General features: G+C 61.3%; 17 protein-coding genes. 5 read left to right on the forward strand and 12 right to left on the reverse strand.

The features are described 5' to 3' along the window. Window positions 1–3: 3 nt before the first annotated feature. Window positions 4–2124 carry a carboxy terminal-processing peptidase gene (locus AC07V8_RS10665; RefSeq protein WP_494677833.1) on the reverse strand — a complete coding sequence of 707 codons (2121 nt, stop codon included), beginning with the start codon at window positions 2122–2124 and terminating at the stop codon, window positions 4–6. Window positions 2125–2696: 572 nt separating this feature from the next. Then, window positions 2697–2819: a hypothetical protein gene (locus tag AC07V8_RS10670; RefSeq protein WP_494677832.1), complete on the reverse strand. Its 123-nt coding sequence runs from the start codon at window positions 2817–2819 to the stop codon at window positions 2697–2699. Between the two features lie 87 nt (window positions 2820–2906). Here AC07V8_RS10670 and AC07V8_RS10675 point away from each other — a divergent pair, with 87 nt between their 5' ends. The 3 genes from AC07V8_RS10675 to AC07V8_RS10685 all read left to right on the forward strand — a co-directional run bounded on the left by AC07V8_RS10675 (window position 2907) and on the right by AC07V8_RS10685 (window position 5987). Continuing rightward, the gene (locus tag AC07V8_RS10675; protein ID WP_494677831.1) at window positions 2907–4880 is read left to right on the forward strand and encodes a phosphocholine-specific phospholipase C; all 1974 of its coding nucleotides are present in this window, start codon (window positions 2907–2909) and stop codon (window positions 4878–4880) included. 65 nt (window positions 4881–4945) lie between these two features. Beyond that, entirely contained in the window at window positions 4946–5437 is a 492-nt protein-coding gene (locus AC07V8_RS10680; RefSeq protein ID WP_494677830.1) for a hypothetical protein, read from the forward strand. 136 nt (window positions 5438–5573) lie between these two features. After that, window positions 5574–5987, forward strand: coding sequence for a hypothetical protein (locus tag AC07V8_RS10685; RefSeq protein WP_494677829.1), 414 nt, complete (start codon window positions 5574–5576; stop codon window positions 5985–5987). 47 nt (window positions 5988–6034) lie between these two features. Here AC07V8_RS10685 and AC07V8_RS10690 read toward each other — a convergent pair whose 3' ends face one another. The 7 genes from AC07V8_RS10690 to AC07V8_RS10720 all read right to left on the reverse strand — a co-directional run bounded on the left by AC07V8_RS10690 (window position 6035) and on the right by AC07V8_RS10720 (window position 11974). Continuing rightward, a complete protein-coding gene (locus tag AC07V8_RS10690) occupies window positions 6035–6463 on the reverse strand; it encodes a TOBE domain-containing protein (protein ID WP_494677828.1) in 429 nt (142 codons plus the stop codon). A 163-nt stretch (window positions 6464–6626) separates the two neighbouring features. Further along, entirely contained in the window at window positions 6627–7592 is a 966-nt protein-coding gene (locus AC07V8_RS10695; protein WP_494677827.1) for a Gfo/Idh/MocA family protein, read from the reverse strand. A gap of 36 nt (window positions 7593–7628) precedes the next feature. Beyond that, on the reverse strand, window positions 7629–8060 hold the full coding sequence (locus AC07V8_RS10700; protein ID WP_494678036.1) for a GNAT family N-acetyltransferase: 432 nt from the start codon (window positions 8058–8060) through the stop codon (window positions 7629–7631). 85 nt (window positions 8061–8145) lie between these two features. Continuing rightward, window positions 8146–10074, reverse strand: a complete 1929-nt coding sequence (locus AC07V8_RS10705) for a retroviral-like aspartic protease family protein (protein ID WP_494677826.1) — start codon at window positions 10072–10074, stop codon at window positions 8146–8148. 40 nt (window positions 10075–10114) lie between these two features. Then, window positions 10115–10741 (reverse strand): helix-turn-helix domain-containing protein, encoded by a 627-nt coding sequence (locus tag AC07V8_RS10710; RefSeq protein WP_494677825.1) that lies wholly within the window; start codon window positions 10739–10741, stop codon window positions 10115–10117. 254 nt (window positions 10742–10995) lie between these two features. Beyond that, window positions 10996–11223 carry a hypothetical protein gene (locus AC07V8_RS10715; protein WP_494677824.1) on the reverse strand — a complete coding sequence of 76 codons (228 nt, stop codon included), beginning with the start codon at window positions 11221–11223 and terminating at the stop codon, window positions 10996–10998. 76 nt (window positions 11224–11299) lie between these two features. Continuing rightward, on the reverse strand, window positions 11300–11974 hold the full coding sequence (locus tag AC07V8_RS10720; RefSeq protein WP_494677823.1) for a M24 family metallopeptidase: 675 nt from the start codon (window positions 11972–11974) through the stop codon (window positions 11300–11302). Window positions 11975–12167: 193 nt separating this feature from the next. On the opposite strand from AC07V8_RS10720, the gene AC07V8_RS10725 reads away from it, so the two are divergent. Next, the gene (locus AC07V8_RS10725; RefSeq protein WP_494677822.1) at window positions 12168–13136 is read left to right on the forward strand and encodes a GlxA family transcriptional regulator; all 969 of its coding nucleotides are present in this window, start codon (window positions 12168–12170) and stop codon (window positions 13134–13136) included. Window positions 13137–13154: 18 nt separating this feature from the next. On the opposite strand, the gene AC07V8_RS10730 is transcribed toward AC07V8_RS10725, so the two are convergent. Further along, window positions 13155–13817 (reverse strand): YcbK family protein, encoded by a 663-nt coding sequence (locus tag AC07V8_RS10730; protein ID WP_494677821.1) that lies wholly within the window; start codon window positions 13815–13817, stop codon window positions 13155–13157. Between the two features lie 97 nt (window positions 13818–13914). Further along, window positions 13915–14229: a hypothetical protein gene (locus tag AC07V8_RS10735; protein ID WP_494677820.1), complete on the reverse strand. Its 315-nt coding sequence runs from the start codon at window positions 14227–14229 to the stop codon at window positions 13915–13917. Here AC07V8_RS10735 and AC07V8_RS10740 point away from each other — a divergent pair. Next, window positions 14214–15674 (forward strand): HD domain-containing phosphohydrolase, encoded by a 1461-nt coding sequence (locus AC07V8_RS10740; RefSeq protein WP_494677819.1) that lies wholly within the window; start codon window positions 14214–14216, stop codon window positions 15672–15674. The genes AC07V8_RS10735 and AC07V8_RS10740 overlap by 16 nt on opposite strands. Window positions 15675–15729: 55 nt before the next feature. Here the strand turns inward: AC07V8_RS10740 and tssM are convergent, their stop codons facing one another. Further along, window positions 15730–19653 carry a type VI secretion system membrane subunit TssM gene (gene tssM / locus AC07V8_RS10745; RefSeq protein ID WP_494677818.1) on the reverse strand — a complete coding sequence of 1308 codons (3924 nt, stop codon included), beginning with the start codon at window positions 19651–19653 and terminating at the stop codon, window positions 15730–15732.

Below are 19653 nucleotides of genomic sequence, written 5' to 3' on the forward strand. Positions count from 1 at the left end.
GCGTCATTTCGCCGGCACGGCTGCCACCGGCTGCACCGCGAATTTCGGATTGTTCTTCTGCAGATCCGACGCGTCGCTAAGGATATGCGCCGCTTCGTTCAACAACACGTCCTTCGCGCTCTTGGCTTTTTTCTCGGCCGCCAGTTCGGCGCTCAGGCTGCGCTCATTCGCTTGCAGGCCGTCGTCCTTGGTGTCGGCATCGACGACATCGGCGTCCTTGCCCTTGGCGGCATCGCTGGCGCTATCCTTGGCGCGGGCTTGCTGGCGGGCTTCCTGCTGCGTCATTTCAGCGCGGCGGTCGGCTTCATTGAGAGAGATGGAGCGTTTCTTGCGCTGCGTGTTGACCTCAGTCACGTCTTCCACGAAGCGTTGGTAATCCTTGTCTTTCTCGACCCGGGCGTCATGCCGGATCTTGAGCTGCGGCGCCAGGTCCTTGATGTCGCCCAGCTTGGCATAGTCTGCCGCCTTGACTTCCGACCATGGCAGCGCATTGTCGTAGCTCGACTCGCCGAAATTCTCGGTATCCGAGAAACCCGGCAGGCTGACGTCCGGCGTGACGCCGCGCAGCTGCGTGGTGCCGCCGTTGATGCGGAAGAACTGGGCGATGGTCATCTTCAGTTCGCCGAACTTTGGCTTGTCGTTGTGCGCCAGCTGGTCGAGGTTGACCATGGTTTGCACGGTGCCCTTGCCGAAGCTGCCTTCGCCGATGATGACGCCGCGCCCGTAGTCCTGGATCGCCGCCGCAAAAATTTCCGAGGCGGAGGCCGAACCGCGGTTGATCAGCACCGCCAGCGGGCCGCTCCACACCGGCGTGGTGCGGTCGTCGGCTTCGACATTGACTTCACCGCGGGCATTGCGCTGCTGCACGATCGGTCCCTTGCCGACAAACAGCCCGGTCAGGTCCACCGCTTCAGTCAGCGAGCCGCCGCCGTTGTTGCGCAGGTCGACCAGCACGCTGTCGACCTTTTCCTTCTTCAGCTCGTTCAGCAGCGCCGCCACATCGCGGCTGGCGCTGCGGTAATTCTTGTCGCCCTTGCCGCGCGCATCGAAATCTTCATAGAAGGCCGGCAGGGTGATCACGCCGACCTTGCGGGTGCTGTCGCCATTCTTTACCGAGAGGATGGTTTTCTTGGCGGCCTGCTGTTCCAGGCTGATCTTGTTGCGCACCAGGCTCAGCAGCTTGTGCTTGGCGTCCGGACCGGCATCGGCCGGCAGGATGTCGAGCTTGACCACGGTATCCTTGGCGCCGCGGATCAGCTTGACGACGTCGTCGATGCGCATGCCGACCACTTCGGTCATGGCGCCCTGGGCGCCTTGCGCCACGCCGACGATGCGGTCGCCGACGGCGATCTTGCCGGACAATTGCGCCGGACCGCCTGGCACCAGTTCGCGGATGGTGGTGTACTCATCGCGCTCCTGCAGCACGGCGCCGATGCCGACCAGCGACAGCTTCATGGCGATGTCGAAATCCGCCGCCGCGGTGGTGCCGAGATAATCGGTATGCGGTTCGATCGATGTCGCGTAAGCGTTCATGAAGATCTGGAACACGTCATCGCTCTTGTACTTGTAGGCACGCGCCAGCGAATTTTCGTAGCGCTTGCTGAGCGTGTCGCGGATCGCCGCATCCTTCTTGCCGGCCAGTTTCAGGCGCAGCCAGTCGTTCTTGACCCGCTTGCGCCACAGGTCGCGGCTCTCGGCTTCGGTTTTCGGCCATGGTTCCTTGTCGCGCACGAAGGCGTAGTCTTCCTTCTGGCTGAAATCGAAACCCTGCTTCAGCAATTCGCGCGCATAGGTCAGGCGATCGACGATGCGTTGCTGATACAGGTTGAAAATGCTGAAAGGGATGCTCAGATCCTCTTTGTAGATGGCATCGTCGAGCTTGCTGGTCTGGGCAGTGAACTGGTCGATGTCCGACTGGATGAAAAAGAATTTTTCCGGATCCAGCGATTTGACATAGCGGGTGATGATTTTTTCCGCCAGCGCGTCGTCCAGTTTCACCGGCTTATAGTGGAAGCGGGTCAGGAACTGCGCGCTCAGGTGGGCCGCCTGCGCTTGCTGCTGCAACGGCGTCAGGACCGGCGGCGGGCCCGACTCCAGCGCGTGGGCTGCGGTCGAGATTGCCAACAAGATACAAAGCAGACTATTTTTTAGGCGCATATAACCTTCAGTTCGATGTTCGTACTTACGTGAGCGGCGGGAAACAGTAGTAACAATAATATTCCTGCCCTTGCTATCAATAATGGCCGCCTGCGGGCCAGGGCCGGCTTGCCATGCAATTGGACTGGCATAGGAGGCAAGCGTTCATTTCGGGTAATTCTACTTGGCTTTGCTTAAGGCTTGCTTAAATCGGCGATTTCCCGACGCTGCTACAACCCTCGTGCAGCTACTTTGAGTTGCAGGGCAATCGGCGCTCAGGAGTGCGCTCCGCCCGCCGCTGCAGTTGCCCGGGTTTCCGCTTTTGCATCTTCACATCCGTTTTTGTTCGCGTATCCGTGATCCTGCAGGTGTAATACTGACAATGATGATTCAGGCTTTCTTCCACATTAATCGGGGCAGAATCATGAGTCAAGAAACAATCAAATTCACTTGATTGGGCGCGGAACGTCGGCAAGAGTCAGCAAGGGTCGGCAAGGGTCGGCAAGATCTGGCCGCGCACCGGCTGGCACATCGCGTACAACCGTAATCTGGCGCATTCATTATGGTTGCGCTAACACGCCGGCCGGAAAAATGAAACCGGCTTTCGCACCGCGAATGTCGCCCACGTCATGCATCGCGATGCCGCGATTTCCAGTGCACATCCAGGATTTTTTCTGCTTCATCAAGCGTCATCGACAGGTAACTTTGCGGTCATGCGCAGGTAATACAGCGGCTATAGAGTCGGGCTTTTCTTTCTATATGGAAATGACATGGCGCACTCAAGTCGTAGAAAATTTCTCAAAGGTTCTATGGCAGCGATGGGGGCGACCATGTTGCCGCCGGCTGTCCAGCAGGCGCTGGCGGCGCCCGCTGTCAGCGGCACGCTGGGTTCGATCGGACACGTCGTCATCTTTTGCCAGGAGAACCGCTCCTTCGATCATTACTTCGGCACCATCAAGGGCGCGCGCGGTTTCAACGACGATCACGCCGCCACCATCCAGGGCACGTCCCGCAACGTCTTCAGCCAGGCCGACAGCACCGGCGCCCTGTACACGCCGTGGCGCCTGAATTCCGGCACCTCCTCGGCGCAGTGGCTGTCGGATGTGCCGCATGACTTGAATACCGGCACCGCTGCCTGGAACAAGGGCCGCAGCGACAAGTGGATTCCCAACAAGGGCATGAATTCGCACACCTACATGACGCGCAGCGACCTGCCGTATCACTATGCGCTGGCCGATGCCTTCACCCTGTGCGACAACTATTTCTGCTCGGCGCGCACCTCGACCAATCCGAACCGCCTGTACCTGATGAGCGGCACCATCGATCCGCAGGGACTGAACGGCGGCCCGGCCACCACCAACGGTTTTACCTACGGATCGCTGACCTGGCAGACCTATCCGGAAGCGCTGCAGGCGGCCGGCATCAGCTGGCGCACCTACCAGGAGGTCGACAACTACGACGACAACGCGCTGGCCTGGTTCAAGCAGTTCCAGAACCTGCCGACCAATTCGCCCCTGTATATCAACGGCGTGCAGACCCGGGTGCTGGCGGACTTCCAGAACGATGTCGCCAACAACACCCTGCCGGCGGTGTCCTGGATCGTCGCCCCGGCGGCCAAGTCGGAACATCCGAGCGGCTCGCCGAATGTCGGCGTCGATTACGTCAACCAGTTCCTGCAGGCGCTCGCCTCGAATCCGGCAGTGTGGGCCAAGACCGCTTTCATCTACACCTATGATGAAAATGGCGGCTTCTACGATCACGTCACCACGCCAACGCCGCCAACCGGCACCGCCAACGAATTCGTCAGCGGCGTGCCGATCGGCCTCGGCTCGCGCGTGCCGACCATCGTCTGTTCGCCGTGGAGCCGCGGCGGCTGGGTCGCCAGCGAGGTATTCGATCACACCTCGACCATCCAGTTCCTGGAAAAATGGACCGGCGTCACTTGCCCTAACATCAGCCAGTGGCGGCGCGACATCTGCGGCGACCTGACTTCCTGTTTCGATTTCACCACCAGCAATGCCGCCTTCCCGGTGCTGCCGAATACCGCCGCGCTGGCAACCCAGGCCGCCAGCCAGCAAAGTCTGCCGAAACCGGTGCCGCCGGCAGCCAACACGGTCATGCCGCCGTATGAAGCCGGGCAAAAAGCCTTGCGCGTGCAGCCTTACCAGCTGAACGGCTGGCTGACGCAAGACCTGGCCAACAAGCAGATCTGGACCAACTGGAGCAACGGCGGCAGCAAGCCGGCGCCGTTGCAGATCAACCTGGACAACTATCGCACCGACAACCCGTGGATGTACACCATGGCGGCCAACGCCACTTCGCGCGACTACTGGCATGTGATCAGCTACGGCAATGGCTACTACGACCTGGAAATGCTGGCGCCGAACCAGTTCTACCGCCGCTTCAAGGGCTATCTCAGCGCCACCGCATGGCAGGGCCAGCCGCAACCGCAGGTGCAGCTGACCAACAACGGCGCCGGCCAGGCTGTCAGCATCCTGTTCGACAACAGCGGCACCAGCAACACCGCGGTGTTCACCCTGCTGGACCGGATCACCTCAGGCAGCGCCAGCAGCCAGACCGTCACGGTGGCGCCGAAGCAGAGCACGACTATCCAGTTCAGCACCACCAACGGCTGGTACGATCTGAAGATCACGCTGGGCGGCGACAGCAACTTCATGCAGTCGATGGTGGGCTACACTGAAGGCCAGCAAGGCCTGACGCGGCCGCCGGTGCTGCGTTGGTAAGGTAGGATCCCGGCCTGCCGTCAAGAACTATGGCGGCGGACTGGCGACTGGTAGCGGGCATCGGAATGAATGAAAAGAAATTCGCGCTAGGATTGGGTCTGGCCGGCTGTGTGTTCGTCGCACTGCTGGTGTGGCTGACCATGCCCGCTACATCTTCGCAAGCGCCCATCGCGTTGCTGCCGAGGAGTGGTGTGGTTGTCGCGGCAGAAACGACAGCTTCCGCCGCGGTTGCACCGGCAAGCATTGCGGTTCAGGCGGCAAGCGATTGTTCGATGCAGCGCCTGGATTCCTGGCGCCTGATCAGCGTCGAGATGGGCGGTTACCGGCAAGCCGGCATCGCCGTCTTCAACAATGACCGGCGCGGTTCGCTCACAGTCAGCGAAGCGCAAAGTTTCGACGGCGACCTGCTGCTGGAAAAAGTGAGCAGCAATTCGGTGACCCTGCGCTGCGGCCAGTTACGGCGGACGCAAGTGCTGGGTGAAAGCCGGGTCTCGGTGGAGGCGCCGGCCAACCCGGAAATGCGTACCGCGCTGCCGGCGCCGGCTGACGCCAATTGAAATAGGGTAGGGTGGGCACCTGTGCCCACGCAGTGCCGCTCATCCGCGTGGGCACGGGTGCCCACCCTACGAGACTTGCACATGGCCTGCCGTGTTTACTGCTATCCTTGATTTTTCAGGTCCAGCGGACGCCCTCATGAAATGCCATTTTCTTATCACGGTTGCAGCACTGATCCTGATGCCGGCGCTATCGAGCGCGGCGCCGGCCAGCCATGATTTCTCCAGCCGTTTCAAAGCCTGTTATGCCGCTGCCGGCAGCGACGAGTCGAAGTCGGCCTGCCTGGCTGAAGAACTGGACGTGCAGAACAAGGCCGTAGCCGATGCGCATCAGGCAGCCGCGCAGGTATTGGCCGGCGCCGAGAGGCAAAAGCTGGCGGACGATTTCGTGGAATGGAAAAAAGCGATACTGCTGGATTGTTCGCTGCAGGCCGACAGCCAGAAAGTGGCGATCGCAAGAGAAAACGCCAGGAAGCACTGCCTGATCGAGCGCAGCCTGGCGCACAGGAATGCCGATGAAGTCATCCGGCAAGGCAAAACCCTGAACCGCTAAAAAACAAGGCCGCCGGGTCTGGCCCGGCTTGCCGTATTCCTATGTCATCAGGCCTTGACGCCGACAATCACATGGGATGCCTTGAAAATCGCGACCACCGCCTTGCCAGCCGCCAGGCCCAGGTTTTGCGCGCTTTCCTGGGTGATGATGGCCGCCAGCGTCTGGCCGCCCTTGAGGCTGACTTCCACTTCGGTATTCACTGCGCCCGGCTTCACTGTCTTGACGACGCCTTCCAGCCGGTTGCGGGTGGAAAACTTGATGCCGGCGTCCGCTGCCGACAAGATGATCCAAGGCGCCTTGACCAGGGCCAGTGCGTCCGAACCGGTCTTCAAGTCCAGGTACTTGGTGCTTTCGCGGGTGATCACGGCCACGATGCGCTCGCCGCCGGCGAGCGTGATCTCGACTTCATCGTTCACCGCACCGGCGTGAATGGCTGTGACCTTGCCGGCGAATTCATTGCGTGCGCTTGTCAGCATTTCAAACTCCTTGTTTGTCTATCGGGTCCCAGGCCAGGCGCCTGGAAAAGGGGGAGTTTTATCATACTCCGATGCGCCGCGACGGCGTTCATGCGCTGCTGCTAATCGCTATGTCATTGGCGTGATAAGCAACTGACCATGGCGCTGATGTTGCGATCGGGCGCTACTCGAAGGGAAAGCGCAAGCCGGCATCCGCGCGCGCCATGTCCAGCGTCGCGATCATGGCGCGCGACAGTTCAAAGCTCATGATCTCGCTGCGTATCTTTTTATCTTGCAGCAGATGGGTGAAATGCTGGGCTTCATGGCACAGGCCATCGCCCTGATACTCGGCCGACAGTCTCTCGCTGGCGCCGGACTCGCGCACCAGCAGCGCCCTGGAAGGATTCCACCATTTGCCTTCGATCAGCAGATGTCCCTTGCTGCCGCCGATCAGCGCGCGGCCGTCGCTGGCGCTGCGCATGCCGGAAAACAGGCTGGCCATGCCGCGCGCATGGCGGGTGCTGAGCACCGCCGTTTCGTCGACGCCGCTGGCGCCGATATCCAGCAGCGCCTTGACCCGGGACGGCGGGCCGAGCAGGTCGCAGGCCAGGAAGGCCGGATAGATCGCCACGTCCAGCAGGCTGCCGCCGGCTTGGGCCGGATCGAACACCTTGTGCGCGCGGTCGTGGAACAGGTAAGAGAAACCGGCGTCGACAAAATTGACCTCGCCGATCGCGCCATCGCCGAGCAGGGCCTTGATCTGCCGGTAAAGCGGGTAGAAGGCCGGCTTCATCGCTTCCATGAACAGCACCTGCTGCCGCTCGGCCACCGCCAGCACCGATTCCAGCTGCTGCAGGTTGGGCGCGGCCGGTTTTTCCGACAGCACCGCCAACCCGGCTTGCAGGCAGGCGATCGCGTAAGAGGCATGCTCCATGTGCGGGGTGGCGATGTATACGGCGTCGAGATCCGCTGCCAGCAATTCATCCAGGCTGGCATAGCTGTGCGGCAGCTGGAAACGCGCGGCAAATTCCTGCGCCGATGCCAGCCGGCGCGAGAACACGCCGGCCAGCCTGGCGCCCTGTACGTATTGAAAATCAGCGGCGAAACGTTCGGCGATGCCGCCGCTGCCTATTATTGCCCATCGAATCATGTGCGTTCCGGGGAAAAATTCTCAGCAGGGTTCAACTCAGGATTCATTCAACAGCCCGGTCTTGAGCGCGCTTTCCTGGTTCCTGAATATCGCCATGGCGGTGCTCATGCGCTTGAATCCCAGTTTTTTGTAGAAGCCTTCCTTGCCGGGAACCGCGTACAGGATGATCTTCTTGTGGCCGGCGGAGAGATCGCGCAGCCGGGTGATGATGGCCTTGCCCAGGCCGGTTCCCTGGAAATCGGGATGCACCGCGACGTCGCAGATATAGGAACAGTCGACGCCGTCGGCCAGCGCCCGGCCGACGCCGACGAGCTGGCCATGCTCAAAGACAAAGCATTTGTAGCGGCTGTTGGAAAAGGCCAGCTGCAACTCGGCCGGGTCCTTGTCGCCCAGCGGCGCGATCCGGTAAAGCTGCGACAAGGCGCTCCAGTCGATCGCCGCCTGTTCGTAAATCCATTCCATCTTCAGTCCCTTTGCATACATGCCAAAACGCTACTTTAGTGGACTGTAACAGCCGAATCAAGAGCGCCTGTCACGTATCCGACGCGCAGATTTACAGCTGGTCGCGCAGGGTGATCTGCAATTCGCGCTTTTCCGTGCCGGACAAGACCGAGACCTTGACCGTGCTGCCGGCCGGCTCGGTGCGCAGGCGCTTGCGGAAGGTGGGCAGTTCGGCGGACGCTACCGCTGCGCCGTTGACCGCGACGATGCGGTCGCCGACCAGCAGGCCGGCCGCAGCCGCCGGCCCGCCCGGGGTGACGTCGACCACGTCGAAGGCCTGGTCGCCGGCATTGATCCACATGCCGGCACGGTCGAACACGCCGCTGTCTGCGACCGGGGCGGCGCGCGGCTTGAGGTACATGATCCGGTTGCCGTAGTCGAAGGTGACGACGAAACGCTTCATGAAGCCGCTGCCGACATTGCCATCGTAATTGGTGTCGGAAAATGCGCCCTTGTCCTGCAGCGCCAGGCTATTGATGACGTTTTCCTGCCGCACATCGCCCAGCGTCAGTTCGCTGCCGCGCACCACGTACGAGTGCGACGGTCCGCCCACGCCCCAGCCGTCTATCGCCAGCGCGCCGTGCGGATGGCTTTCGCGCCATTTGTTTTTATCGACAAAGGGCTTGGTCAGGGTGATTTCGGAACGCGAGCCGGTGTCGATATTGAAGCGGCCGGGGACGCCGTCGACCGTGCCCGTGACCTGCACGCTGTGGTCGTAAAACTTGAACGGCACCGGCCTGCCGGCCTCGGCCGGCGAGAAGCTGGCGGGATCGGTCAGGGTCAGGGTTTGCGCGCCGTAGTCGAAGGTGGTGACGAAGCGGCGGAACACTTCAAAGCCGATCATGCCGTCTTCGTCGAAGCCCTCGGTTTTGGCCGAACTGAAATTGAGCACGAAGGCCGGCGTGTCGCTCATGGTCATGGCGCCGACCTGTATCTTGTCGACCTTGACATAGCCGGTGCTGACCGTCTTCTCGCCGGCGCCGCCGGATTGTGCATCGCCCTTGGGCTTGAGGCCCAGCGCCGCGGCAGTCGCCGGCGTCAGGATATTGTGGCCGCCGGTGTCGAAGATGAAGCGGAACGGGCCCTTGCCGTTGATGAAGACCTTGGCGTAGACATGGTTGTTGAGAAGCTCGAACGGGATCGTGGTGCTGCCGCCCGGCAGGCTCAGGTTGCTGCGCGACCAGGACGGCGGCGCATAGGCGCTGGCCGGCCGCGCCGGCAGGAAACTGGCTTGCGTCAGCGTCTGCAGCTCGGGCGGGCCGCCGCTGTCGCTCTTGATGCTGCCGGCCAGCATGACGCCGTCGACCGTGCGATAGTCGGCATAGCGGATGGTGGTGGTGAGGAACAGCTGCGCTTCGACGACCTTGGCCAGCAGATGCGATTGCTGGTCGAACCATGCCTCGAACGGTTTGCCGCCCTTGGGAACGATCTTCAGCACGGTGTAATTGCGTTCGCCATCCTGCTTGCTGCCAAGGCTGCCGATGGCGGCGCCGCCGTGATCCGGCAGCCACCACTTGTTAGCGTTTCGATAAGCTTCGTTGACGGCCAGCTGGATGCGGTCGCCGCCTTGCTCCGGCGTCACCGCGCCGGACTGGTCGCGCATCCAGGGCAGCCGGCCGTCGTAGCCGTTGGCGCCGCTGGTCGGGTCGGTATCGAAGGCATCGATGAAAAAGCCGTGGCGGGCGTCGCTGACGGAAGTCACCGTGCCGCTGAGATCGTTGCCGCTATAGGCATAGACCGCCTGCAAGGTCGCCTTGCCGCGCCAGGCAGCGCCGCCGGCGGCGCTGCGGTAGGCTGCCAGCACCCTGGCGGCGTCTGCTGTCTGCTGCGCGCCGGAGGCGGCAGGCTGGGTGGCCGGATTCTCTGCGGCTTGCAGAGCGCTTGTGCAGGTCGCGGAAGCCACGGCGCAGGCCAGCATCAAGGCATTGATGCCGGCGTGGCGGCGGCGCGCCTGTCCCATCGGAGAAGTTTTTGGTTTCATGGCCAGATGATGTCGCAGCGGCGCAGAAACTGTCTTGAATCTATTTGACCTCGTTGCGCCAGGCGCCTGGCGAGCGGCCGGTGACGGCGCATACCGTGCGGGTCATGTGCGACTGGTCGGCAAAACCGCAGTCGATGGCGATGTCGGGCAGGGACTGTTCGCCGGCGACGATGCGGCGCCAGGCCAGCCGTCCGCGCAACTGGGCGCGATAGGCGGAAGGGCTGACGCCGAATACCTTGCGGAAGCCGCGCGAAACGGTGGCGTCGGCCAGGCCGCGTTGCTGCGCCCAGCTCTGCAGGCGCAGGTGCGGATCCTGCGCCAGGTCGGCGGCCAGCTGGTCCGGCCAGTCGGCCATGGGCAGCGGCGCGGCGCGCATATTGGAGAGCACGAATGCGACCGCTTCGCGCGGGTCGCGCTCGGCCAGCCGCGCCGCGCTGTCCGGATCGGCGATCTGCATCCGCGGCGCCGCCGGTTCCTGCCAGGTGTGCAAGGGAATGTTCAATATCAGGGAGCTGGCGGAAATATAGCGGTTCAGGTGCGCCTCGAAGGCGCCGTGCACCACGATGTCGCCGGCGCCGACCAGGAAGCGGCCGCGATCGCCAGCTTCCTCGTAGCGGCCCGAGAGGACCAGCGCCAGGTAGCTGGCGTCGTGGCGATGGCGCGGCATGAGCTGGTCGCCGCGCTGGTATTGCAATTGACAGGGAACCGGACTAAAACAGGATGCACTCACATTCAGCCTCGCCGCAAGATGGAATCAGGTTGCCGTCTTTATATACTACGAGCGGCCGCTGCGGCAATCCTGGAAGCGGCAAATCCGCTGTTTTTTTAGTTGCCTGGCCAGGCGGGATTCATGGCGCGGCGGTTATCCGCAATAAAGATGACGTTCCGGCAAGCCTTCTTTCACCAACGCATGCCGGCGGGCTAGGCCGGAGTGCGCCGCGCCAGCAGCTGCGCGCCCTTGGCGGTAAGCGACACCAGGCCGTCCTTGCCGGGCTGCGAATCGACCAGGCCGTCGGCGCAGGCATCTTCCCAGATCATGAAGCGCGGGCAGGAAGTCTTCCAGACGTCGATGGTTTCAGAGTAGGGATGCGCACCTTGTGCGATCCATTCCAGCAGCTGCAAGGTCAATGAATGGTGGGCATCGGCCATGATGATTCTCCCTTCGGACTGCGGCATCATCGCCAGCCTACGCCTGTTTGCTGATCCTCGCAGCGCTGCGCCGGCGCTAGGCGTAGAACTGGTCGTCCAGCAGCATGTCCTCGAAAAAGGCGCCAAATTTTCCCTGCGGGTCGCGCAGGTGGATTTCCAGTATCCAGCGTAGCGGCAGGGGAGTTTGCTGGAAATCCGCCAGCGACCCGGTGTGGATCGCCGCATGCGGAAAATCGGAAACGCGATGGCCGGGCAGGTCGAAATTCAGCTGCCAGCCCATGCTCCTGGCCTTCTGGTCAGCGTATTTATACAATTGCTGGCCTGTGAGCTTTTCGCTGCTCCAGATCGCCCGTACTTGATGGAACAGGGTTTCCGCATCCGCCGCGCACTTCGCATATTGCTCGCTTTGTCCCACCACGAAGGAGGCGCCGCCGTCGCCCTCCCAGGCATCGACCCTGGGTGCGATATCGAGAAAGAAGATGTCATTCTTTTGCAGCACGACACCTGCTTCTGACTGCTGTTTCATCGGCTTGGTCGTATTCCTGCCGAAACGGACCCGGGTCGGATGCCAGCTCAAGGCATGGCCCTGGGCCAGCAGGATTTTCTTGGCCTGCTCGACGGCAAACTCCTCGACCATGCCCGGTTCAACCATGGCGGCGATGGCGTGGATCGCCTGCCGCGTCTGGTTCCTGGCATGCAGCATGCCGTCCACCGAAAATGCCGGTCCTACCCGTTCTGCGCTGTCGCTCATGGTTCTCTCCTGTTGAAAAATGCGTTGCAATCGACCTGGAGAAAGTATGGACAACAAGTGGCCATGACGAAACCGCTGACAGGGCTGTTATCCCGCCAGCCTGGGCGGGATTCCTGCCATTTGAGGCTGGTCACGCGCAACAGCCGGCCGGCGGCGCGTTATGCTGGCGTTCCCGCCAGCAAAGGAACAAGCGATGCGTACGATTGCAATTCTGGTTTTCCCCGGCGTCCAGTCGCTGGACGTTTCCGGCCCGATGGATGTGTTCGCCGAAGCCAACCGTTTCCTTGCTCCGGCCGACCACTATCGCCTGCTGGTGATCGGCACGGAGCGCGGCACGATCGGCTGTTCCAACGGCTTGCAGATCACCGCCCACAAACACTATTCGGAGGCGGAGGAGAGCTACGACCTGGTGCTGGCGGCGGGCGGTCCGGAGCTGGCCAGGCAGCAAGACGATGACGCCGTGTCCGCCTGGCTGCGGCGAAGCGCGGCCAGGTCGGCGCGCATCGGCTCGGTCTGCAATGGCGCTTTCCTGCTGGCGCGCGCCGGCCTGCTGGCTGGCAAAACCGTCACTACCCACTGGAATGACGGCGCGGCGCTGGCAGCCTTGTTTCCAGAGACGCTGGTGCAGGCCGACCGCATCTTCCTGCGCGACGGCAATCTGTATTCCTCGGCCGGCGTGACCGCGGGCATCGACCTCTCCCTGTACCTGCTGTTTGAAGATTTCGGTCCGGAGCTGTCGCTGAATGTCGCCAAGCGCCTGGTGGTGTTCATGCAGCGCAGGGGCGGGCAGTCCCAGTTCAGCCCTTATCTGACGCCGTATGCGGAGGAACTGTCGGTGACCGGCCAGGTCCAGCAATATGTGCTGGCGCATCTGCAGGCCGACCTGACGGTGGAAGCGCTGGCGCGGCAGACCGCCATGAGTCCGCGCAATTTCGCCAGGGTGTTTGCCAGGGAGGCCAAGGTAACGCCGGCCGAATTCATCGAAAGCGCCAGGATAGACGCCGCGCGCGCCTTGCTGGAATCAGGCAATGCGCCTCTGAAGACTGTCGCCTTCCATTGCGGCTTCAGGAATCGCGACCATATGCGGGCAGTCTTCATGAAGCGGCTGGGTATCACGGCGCTGCAGTATCGCGCCAATTTCGCCAGTTTCACCTCGGCCTGAGCCGCGCGCTTGCCGCGGTCAGCCTTTCCAGGTCCGCTGCAGGCCGGTATCGGCATGGATCCAGCCGCCGCGCTTGCCCGGCCGGTAGTAAAAGCCGACGCCGCCCTGGCGGAAGCTGCGGATCAGGCCGCCGAGAACGTCAGGTTCCAGCTGCGCCAGGCGGATGTCGGCTGCGCGCCCTTCCAGATGCAAGGACTTGCGCGCCGCCGGCACGCCGCTTTCGATCAGGCCCTGGTTGGTCGCCGGGGTACGGTATCCCGACAGGATTTCCAGCGGCTGCACCATGCCGTAGCGGGCGATGAATGCCTGCGTGCCCCACAGCGTTTCCAGCAGCTTGGGGTCGATCGCTTCGGTTTTCTTGGCTTGCACGTCGCGCAGCAGATGGCACAACTGCTGGTAGGCGGAATCCTGCACTTCGCCGTCTTTCCAGTACAGCAGCTTGGCGTACTCGCCGCTGGCCGGGCGCGAAACTTCCAGCACGCGCGGCTTGAGCCAGAAATCCATGTCTACCAGCTGGGCGTCGAAGATGTCCGGTGGTGGATCCATGGTGGCCTGCATGCCGGCCGCGGCTTCGGCAGCGCGGCCGTTGACAGCCGACTTGGCGATGGCCAGTTCGCCGGAAAACAGCCCGGCGGCGCCCAGGAACAAACTTTTTTGCAGGAATTTTCGGCGCGTCGGCATGGCGGTCCAGATAGAAAGGGATGCAGAATTTTATCTCACCACCTTCTGTTTGAGTAGCACTGCCTGCCGCCGGCGCCGATCCCGCCGATTCAAGAAGTCAGCGGCTGGCACCCAGCGGATGCCCGAGCGGCAATCGGGTCGACGCTTCCGTGACGGCCGGTATCATATGGAACAGGACCGTGGCGGAGTAACCGATCACAGCAACGTAGCGCGCCAGGCGCCCGAACAACGCGGTTTGTTCCTCCAGCGCAGCGATGGCCAGGGCCAGCAGGGTGATGATTCCCAGCGCATGGGGTTTGCCGAAACCGCCATGCCGGCAGCATCGGTCAGATATCCGATGGCGCGGCGACCATGGCGGCAGGATAGTACGGAATTGATTGAACGACAGGGGTACATTTGAACAACGACGCAATCGCCGCTGCCGATGCCTTGCAGGTGCTGGCGTTCATGGGCGACCTCAGCATGGGGCAGCCGGCCGGCCATTCGAAACGGGTGGCATGGCTGAGCCGCCGCATGGCGCAGGAATTGGGCGCGGATGAGACCTTCTGCCGTGGCGCCGGCCAGGTCGCCCTGCTACGCTGGGCCGGCTGCAGCGCCAACGCCGCCGAGGTAGCGCGCTTGATCAGCGACGACGTCGGCGGCCGCGGCGCCATGCTGGCGCTACGGCCGGACGACATCAAATTGCTGGTTTCGCCCAGCCTGGTCGAGCGCCGGATCGCCGAAATCAGCGCGATTCATTGCGAAGTAGCAGTGCTGATCGCCGCCACGCTCGGCCTGGCGCCCATGGTGATCGAAGCGCTGGCCGCCATCTTTGAATGCTGGGACGGCAGCGGCCTCCCTACCGGCATGGCCGGCGACGCAATCCCCTTGCCGGTGCTGCTGGTGAGGCTTGCCGGCGACCTGGAGATTTTCAACCGCGAGTATGGCTTGGCCGGCGCGCAGGATCTGCTGCGGCAACGTGCAAATGCAAGCTACCCGCGCTGTCTGGTGGATATGCTATGCCGGGCCGCGGCCGGCTGGCTGAGGGAACTGGAGATGCGGGAAGAAACGGTCGCTGATGAGCAAGCGGATGCAGGCGCCGCGCCGGTGAGCCTGTCGCTGGTGGCCGATGCGATCGATCTCAAGCTGCCCTGGCTGACCGGCTATTCGCGCGCCGTGGCGCAGCTGGCCGCGACCATGGCGATGCGCCTGGAGATGACGCCCGCCGCCCAGGCAAGGGTAAGGCGGGCGGGGTTGCTGCATGGCCTTGGCCGGGCGGCGGTACCGAATGCCGTGTGGAACCGGCCGGCGCCGTTCTCGCTGGCCGACTGGGAACAGGCGCGGCTGAGTCCCTACTGGACCGCGCGCGCGGCAAGCCAGGTCAAATCGCTGGCGCAAGAGGCCGAGATTGCCTCCACCGTCTATGAGCGGCTGGACGGCTCCGGCTATTTCCGCGCAGCGCGGTCCGCCGGCACGCCGCTGGAGTGCCGCATCCTGCCGCTGGCGGCCAGCTGGCTGGCCTTGCAGGCGCCGCGCCCATGGCGTCCGGCACTGAACGCCGGCGCCGCCATCGAACACTTGCAGCGCCAGACCGCGCTCGGCCGCTTCGACCAAAGAGTGCTGGCCGTGCTGGACAGCACGCCGCCGCCGAGCGCGGGCCCGGCGGCAAGCAAAGAAGCGCCTGGCGGCATCCTGTCGCCGCGCGAAGTGGAAGTATTGCGCCGCATCGCCCAGGGCGACAGCAACAAGGAAGCGGCGCACAAGCTCGGCGTGAGCCCGTCGACCATACGCACCCATATGGAAAACACCTTCCGCAAGCTGGAATGCAAGAGCCGGGCGGCGGCGACGCTCAAGGCTTCCTTGCTGGGTTTGCTTTAGGGGCTGTTTTTAGGGTCTATTAACAACGCAACTGTCGAAATTGGCCGATTACCGATTAATTACTTCCCGGACAAGAAAAATCTTTCAACAGATGCGACAGCAAGGGATTCGGGAGATTACCCATATCCAAACCAATCCGCGCTTTATATCCCTCAAAATCAAACGACACTGTCGACTGCCCAACCACGCCTGCCTCACGCAGCGTACCGCGCTCCAGCAAGCGAAATAGCGCCCACGGCCCGTTCGTGGCGATAACGGGGATATGGGAACGCAGGCCGGATGTGACGCGCATTTCTGCCGATTTGCCACCGTCAGGTCCCGGCCAGTTGACGGTAAAGGAACGTACCGGACCATGCGCGTAACGTTCTTGTTTGCCATCAAAATCCATGATCAATTCATTGATGGCCGTATCCAGATCACTCATTTTCATATTCACTTTCCACGACATTTTTTTGCTGCTCGGGTCTTGGAAAAAAACATCATGAATGACTTGCATTTGCGCAAAGCGATCAGGGTTCGGTCCTTGTTGCGCCAACAGTGTCAGCAGTTCGCTTAGCAAGGTCGGACTCGCATTCGGATTCGCCATTGGCGCGCCCGCGCCAGCGATCATCGCATCTGCCGGCGACAACAGCGTAGTCACTGCAGGGTTTTTATAGCGCCATGGCCGGCGGCTGGTATCGACGAACGGGGCGAGCTGCTTCTGGAAGAAAACGTCGGCTGCGTTGCCGGTGCCGAATAGGCGCGCAAAGTCATCCAGTGATACTTCTTGCGCACTAGCTGCAAATGGATAGCGCCCCGCAATGGATTGTTGACAGGCATGCGTGACTTGGGATGCCAGCATATCGTTGATCAGATCGACTTGCTGCTGTGCTTGCACGCGCAAGATGGCGGCAACGCCATCCGCTATTTGTCGTGTGCCGCTGTCAGCCAATGCTGCCAGAATCGCCTTGAACGGGGCCGGCAGTTTATCGCCTTCCAGCTTGAGGCGCATTCCGGCTTCTATGCTGTTCGGGGGCAAGCTCTTGTTATTCAGAGCATTGTCGGCCACTACCAGCAATGTGTAATAGGCATTGAGCAATGCAGAGATGTTTTCTAAACCGGGCTTTACAGCGTCGCCAGAACCGGGTGTCCGCACCAAGGCAATATCGGCTTGACCGGTGACGACTTCGCGCAATGCTGCAAAATGGTTATCGACCAGTTCCTTTTCCTGTTTCGCTTGTGCGCTCATGCCTAACACGGCCTGGCTCTTTTGGCTGATGGTGTCGGTTGCCTTGTCGAAGAAATTTTTGTCTGCTTCGCTTTTCGCCGCTAGTGGACGCGATAAAGTGGTTTCTCGCGCCGCTGCCCGTGCCAGACGTGACAATGGCGAATCAGGGGCGGCGAACGCGCGTAGTACGGTCAAATCAAACGACAGATTGCTGCCGGTAATGGTGCGAATATCGTCTAAAAAACTTACCCACTGCTGTGCATACTCTTCCAGATACTGGCGTCGGATATCCTGCATGAGCACATCCTCCGTGCGGGCTGCTTTGGTCGTGTCGCTGGTATGTCTGGATGTATCTCCCATGACCCAGGCATCGTCCAATCTTGCCTGACGCACGAACTCGGGCAGGCGTTTGTCAAACACATCGTGATAGCCATCGTAGGTGAATAGCCCGGGAATGCCCTTGCCTAATGGCTCACCCGACGCACGGCTAAACACCGTGCCCGCTTGCGGCCCGATCACCTGATGCAACGTGAACTCCGGTGGCGCATCGTCTTGCATGGCGATTTTTGCGCGCGCATAGAGTCGCCGGGTTGACGGATTGTCTCCTAAAAACTTGCGTGCCGCTGCCACCAAGGCGAGATTTTGCAAGAAAGGAGACTGCACCACACGTTGCCCTGAAAATAAGGTATTCATATGTGCCGCCATCACGGAATTATTGCCAAATGCGACCGCGACAGCACTGTTATTTTCTGCGCTGTCATGTTGCAACCACGTCTTGAGATCGCTGGCGTTGTAGCGGCCTTTGTCATGCAATTGCAAATACACGCGCAAGGTGTCGTAAGCGGTTTGACTGTCCTTGTTACGAATCGCGGTGGTGATGTCTGCTTCCATGCGGGCGACGATGTGCGGCAGCAACAAGGAATCCTGCAGGCGGGCATAGGTGTTGTGCGCCGCCTCGGCAATCGGTGGTGCGGCATATAAACCATAACGGAAATTTCCGGCCGGATCATCCAGGTTGAGTCCCTTGAACAAGGGGAGTTCTTGTGCCGCGCTCAGTGTATCGGGGACGGCGTGCATTTTCTCATCGCCCAATGCGGCAAACAGGTTGCCCACGCGTTGCTTCAGATGACCGGATTTTTCTGCTACCGCCTGTAGATACGCGCGATTGTTGACAGATGAGAGCATCAATGCGCCGGCTAACCAGGCAAACAGGATGGCGATGATGGCGTAACCGATCAAGCGCTGCAGGTTCAGGCGAAACAACGCCCGACGATTCGCTTGCACCAGGTGCGCTTGCGGGATGATGATTTGATGAAATACGTCTGACAGAAAATAGCTGCGCCTCTCATCAGGCACGGCCGTTGCCATCGCCTCACGCAATGCAGAAAATCGCGTTGCCGGCTGGTCCTCGGTTTGGGCGGCACGGTGACGCTGCGCTATCGCCAGGCTGCCGGCCGGCACATGTACATGCGTTTGCGCAGCGCTGGTGAAATACACGCCGCGCAAGCTGAAATCCGCACCGCGCATGCCATACGCATCGCGATCAAATACCGCATCCATCCAGTGACTCAATGGATCGATGATCGCTTCAAATTCTCGCGGCAGCAGGGTTAATGCAGTCTTCGCATCGGCCGCGAGTTCACACAGCAGACGCTGTGGAACCCCGTCTTCCAGGCGACGCAGCAGGTGCTGGCATTGCCGTTGAATGGCGATTGAAATCTTATCGCCAGGGTCGGTATTGTCAGGTAAGCCAATACCCCATGCCTGTGCGCGTTCGGCGGGCAGCAAGGAGGAAAAATACGCTGCAAAACCTTCCAGCACATCCGTCTTGGTGACGATGACATAACATGGAAAGCCGATGCCTAGCTCAGAGCGCAATTGCTCCAGGCGGGTACGCATTTGCGCAGCGTAGACAAGGCGCTGCTCTGGCGTTTGCATGATCAGCTCGCCCATATCGAGGGCGACAATGACGCCGTTGATCGGCGCCAGTTCCCGTTTCTGACGCAGCAGCGCTAACAAGCCCTGCCATTCCGTTCGGTCTTTACCCGATTCTGCTGTCTGCAGGGTGTAATGCCCGGCAGTATCAATCATGACTGCATCAGGGGCCAGCCAGATATCGCAGTGCGCAGTTTGGTTGTTGCCGGCAACAATCACATCCTGCAATTGCCCGGTCGGGGGAATGCGCAATCCGCTATTGATGAGCGCCCAGGTTTTACCGCTATTGGGCAGGCCGATCACGAGATACCAGGGATACTGGTACAAATAACGTTTTCCACCAAGCAGCCAACGCAAGGGATGCATGCCGCGTAGCGATTTGAGGCGTTGCGCGGCAAAATTGATGGCGCGTGTTACATGCTGCATGTCGGCATGGTTTGCCTGTGAGCTGCTCCGCTGCTGGTTGGCCCGTTGACGTAACCTTGGCAACAGAACCACCAATGCGCCGAGCAACACGATCATCGCCATCAAGCTGATCCGCACAATCACCGGCGTCAACGGTTGTGCTTGCCCAAAGCTGAGCGTGGGACCGAAAAACCACACCAGCGCACAGGCGGTAGCAACCGCAAACAGAGGCTTGGCGACAGGAGCGCGCAGACAAACCGCCAATAGGCATAACAAAGCAATCACGGTAGCGCGCAGCGGCATGGAGGCTAATGGATGCAAGCCGCCGACGGCCAGAAGCGGCCCAAGAAACCAGATGATTGCCGCCATAAGTAACATTATGACAACGATCAATGCCTGACGAGAAAACACAAGCGAGAAAAATTTTGACAT

It is taken from the genome of Collimonas sp. GW821-FHT02H07 (genome assembly GCF_059421505.1).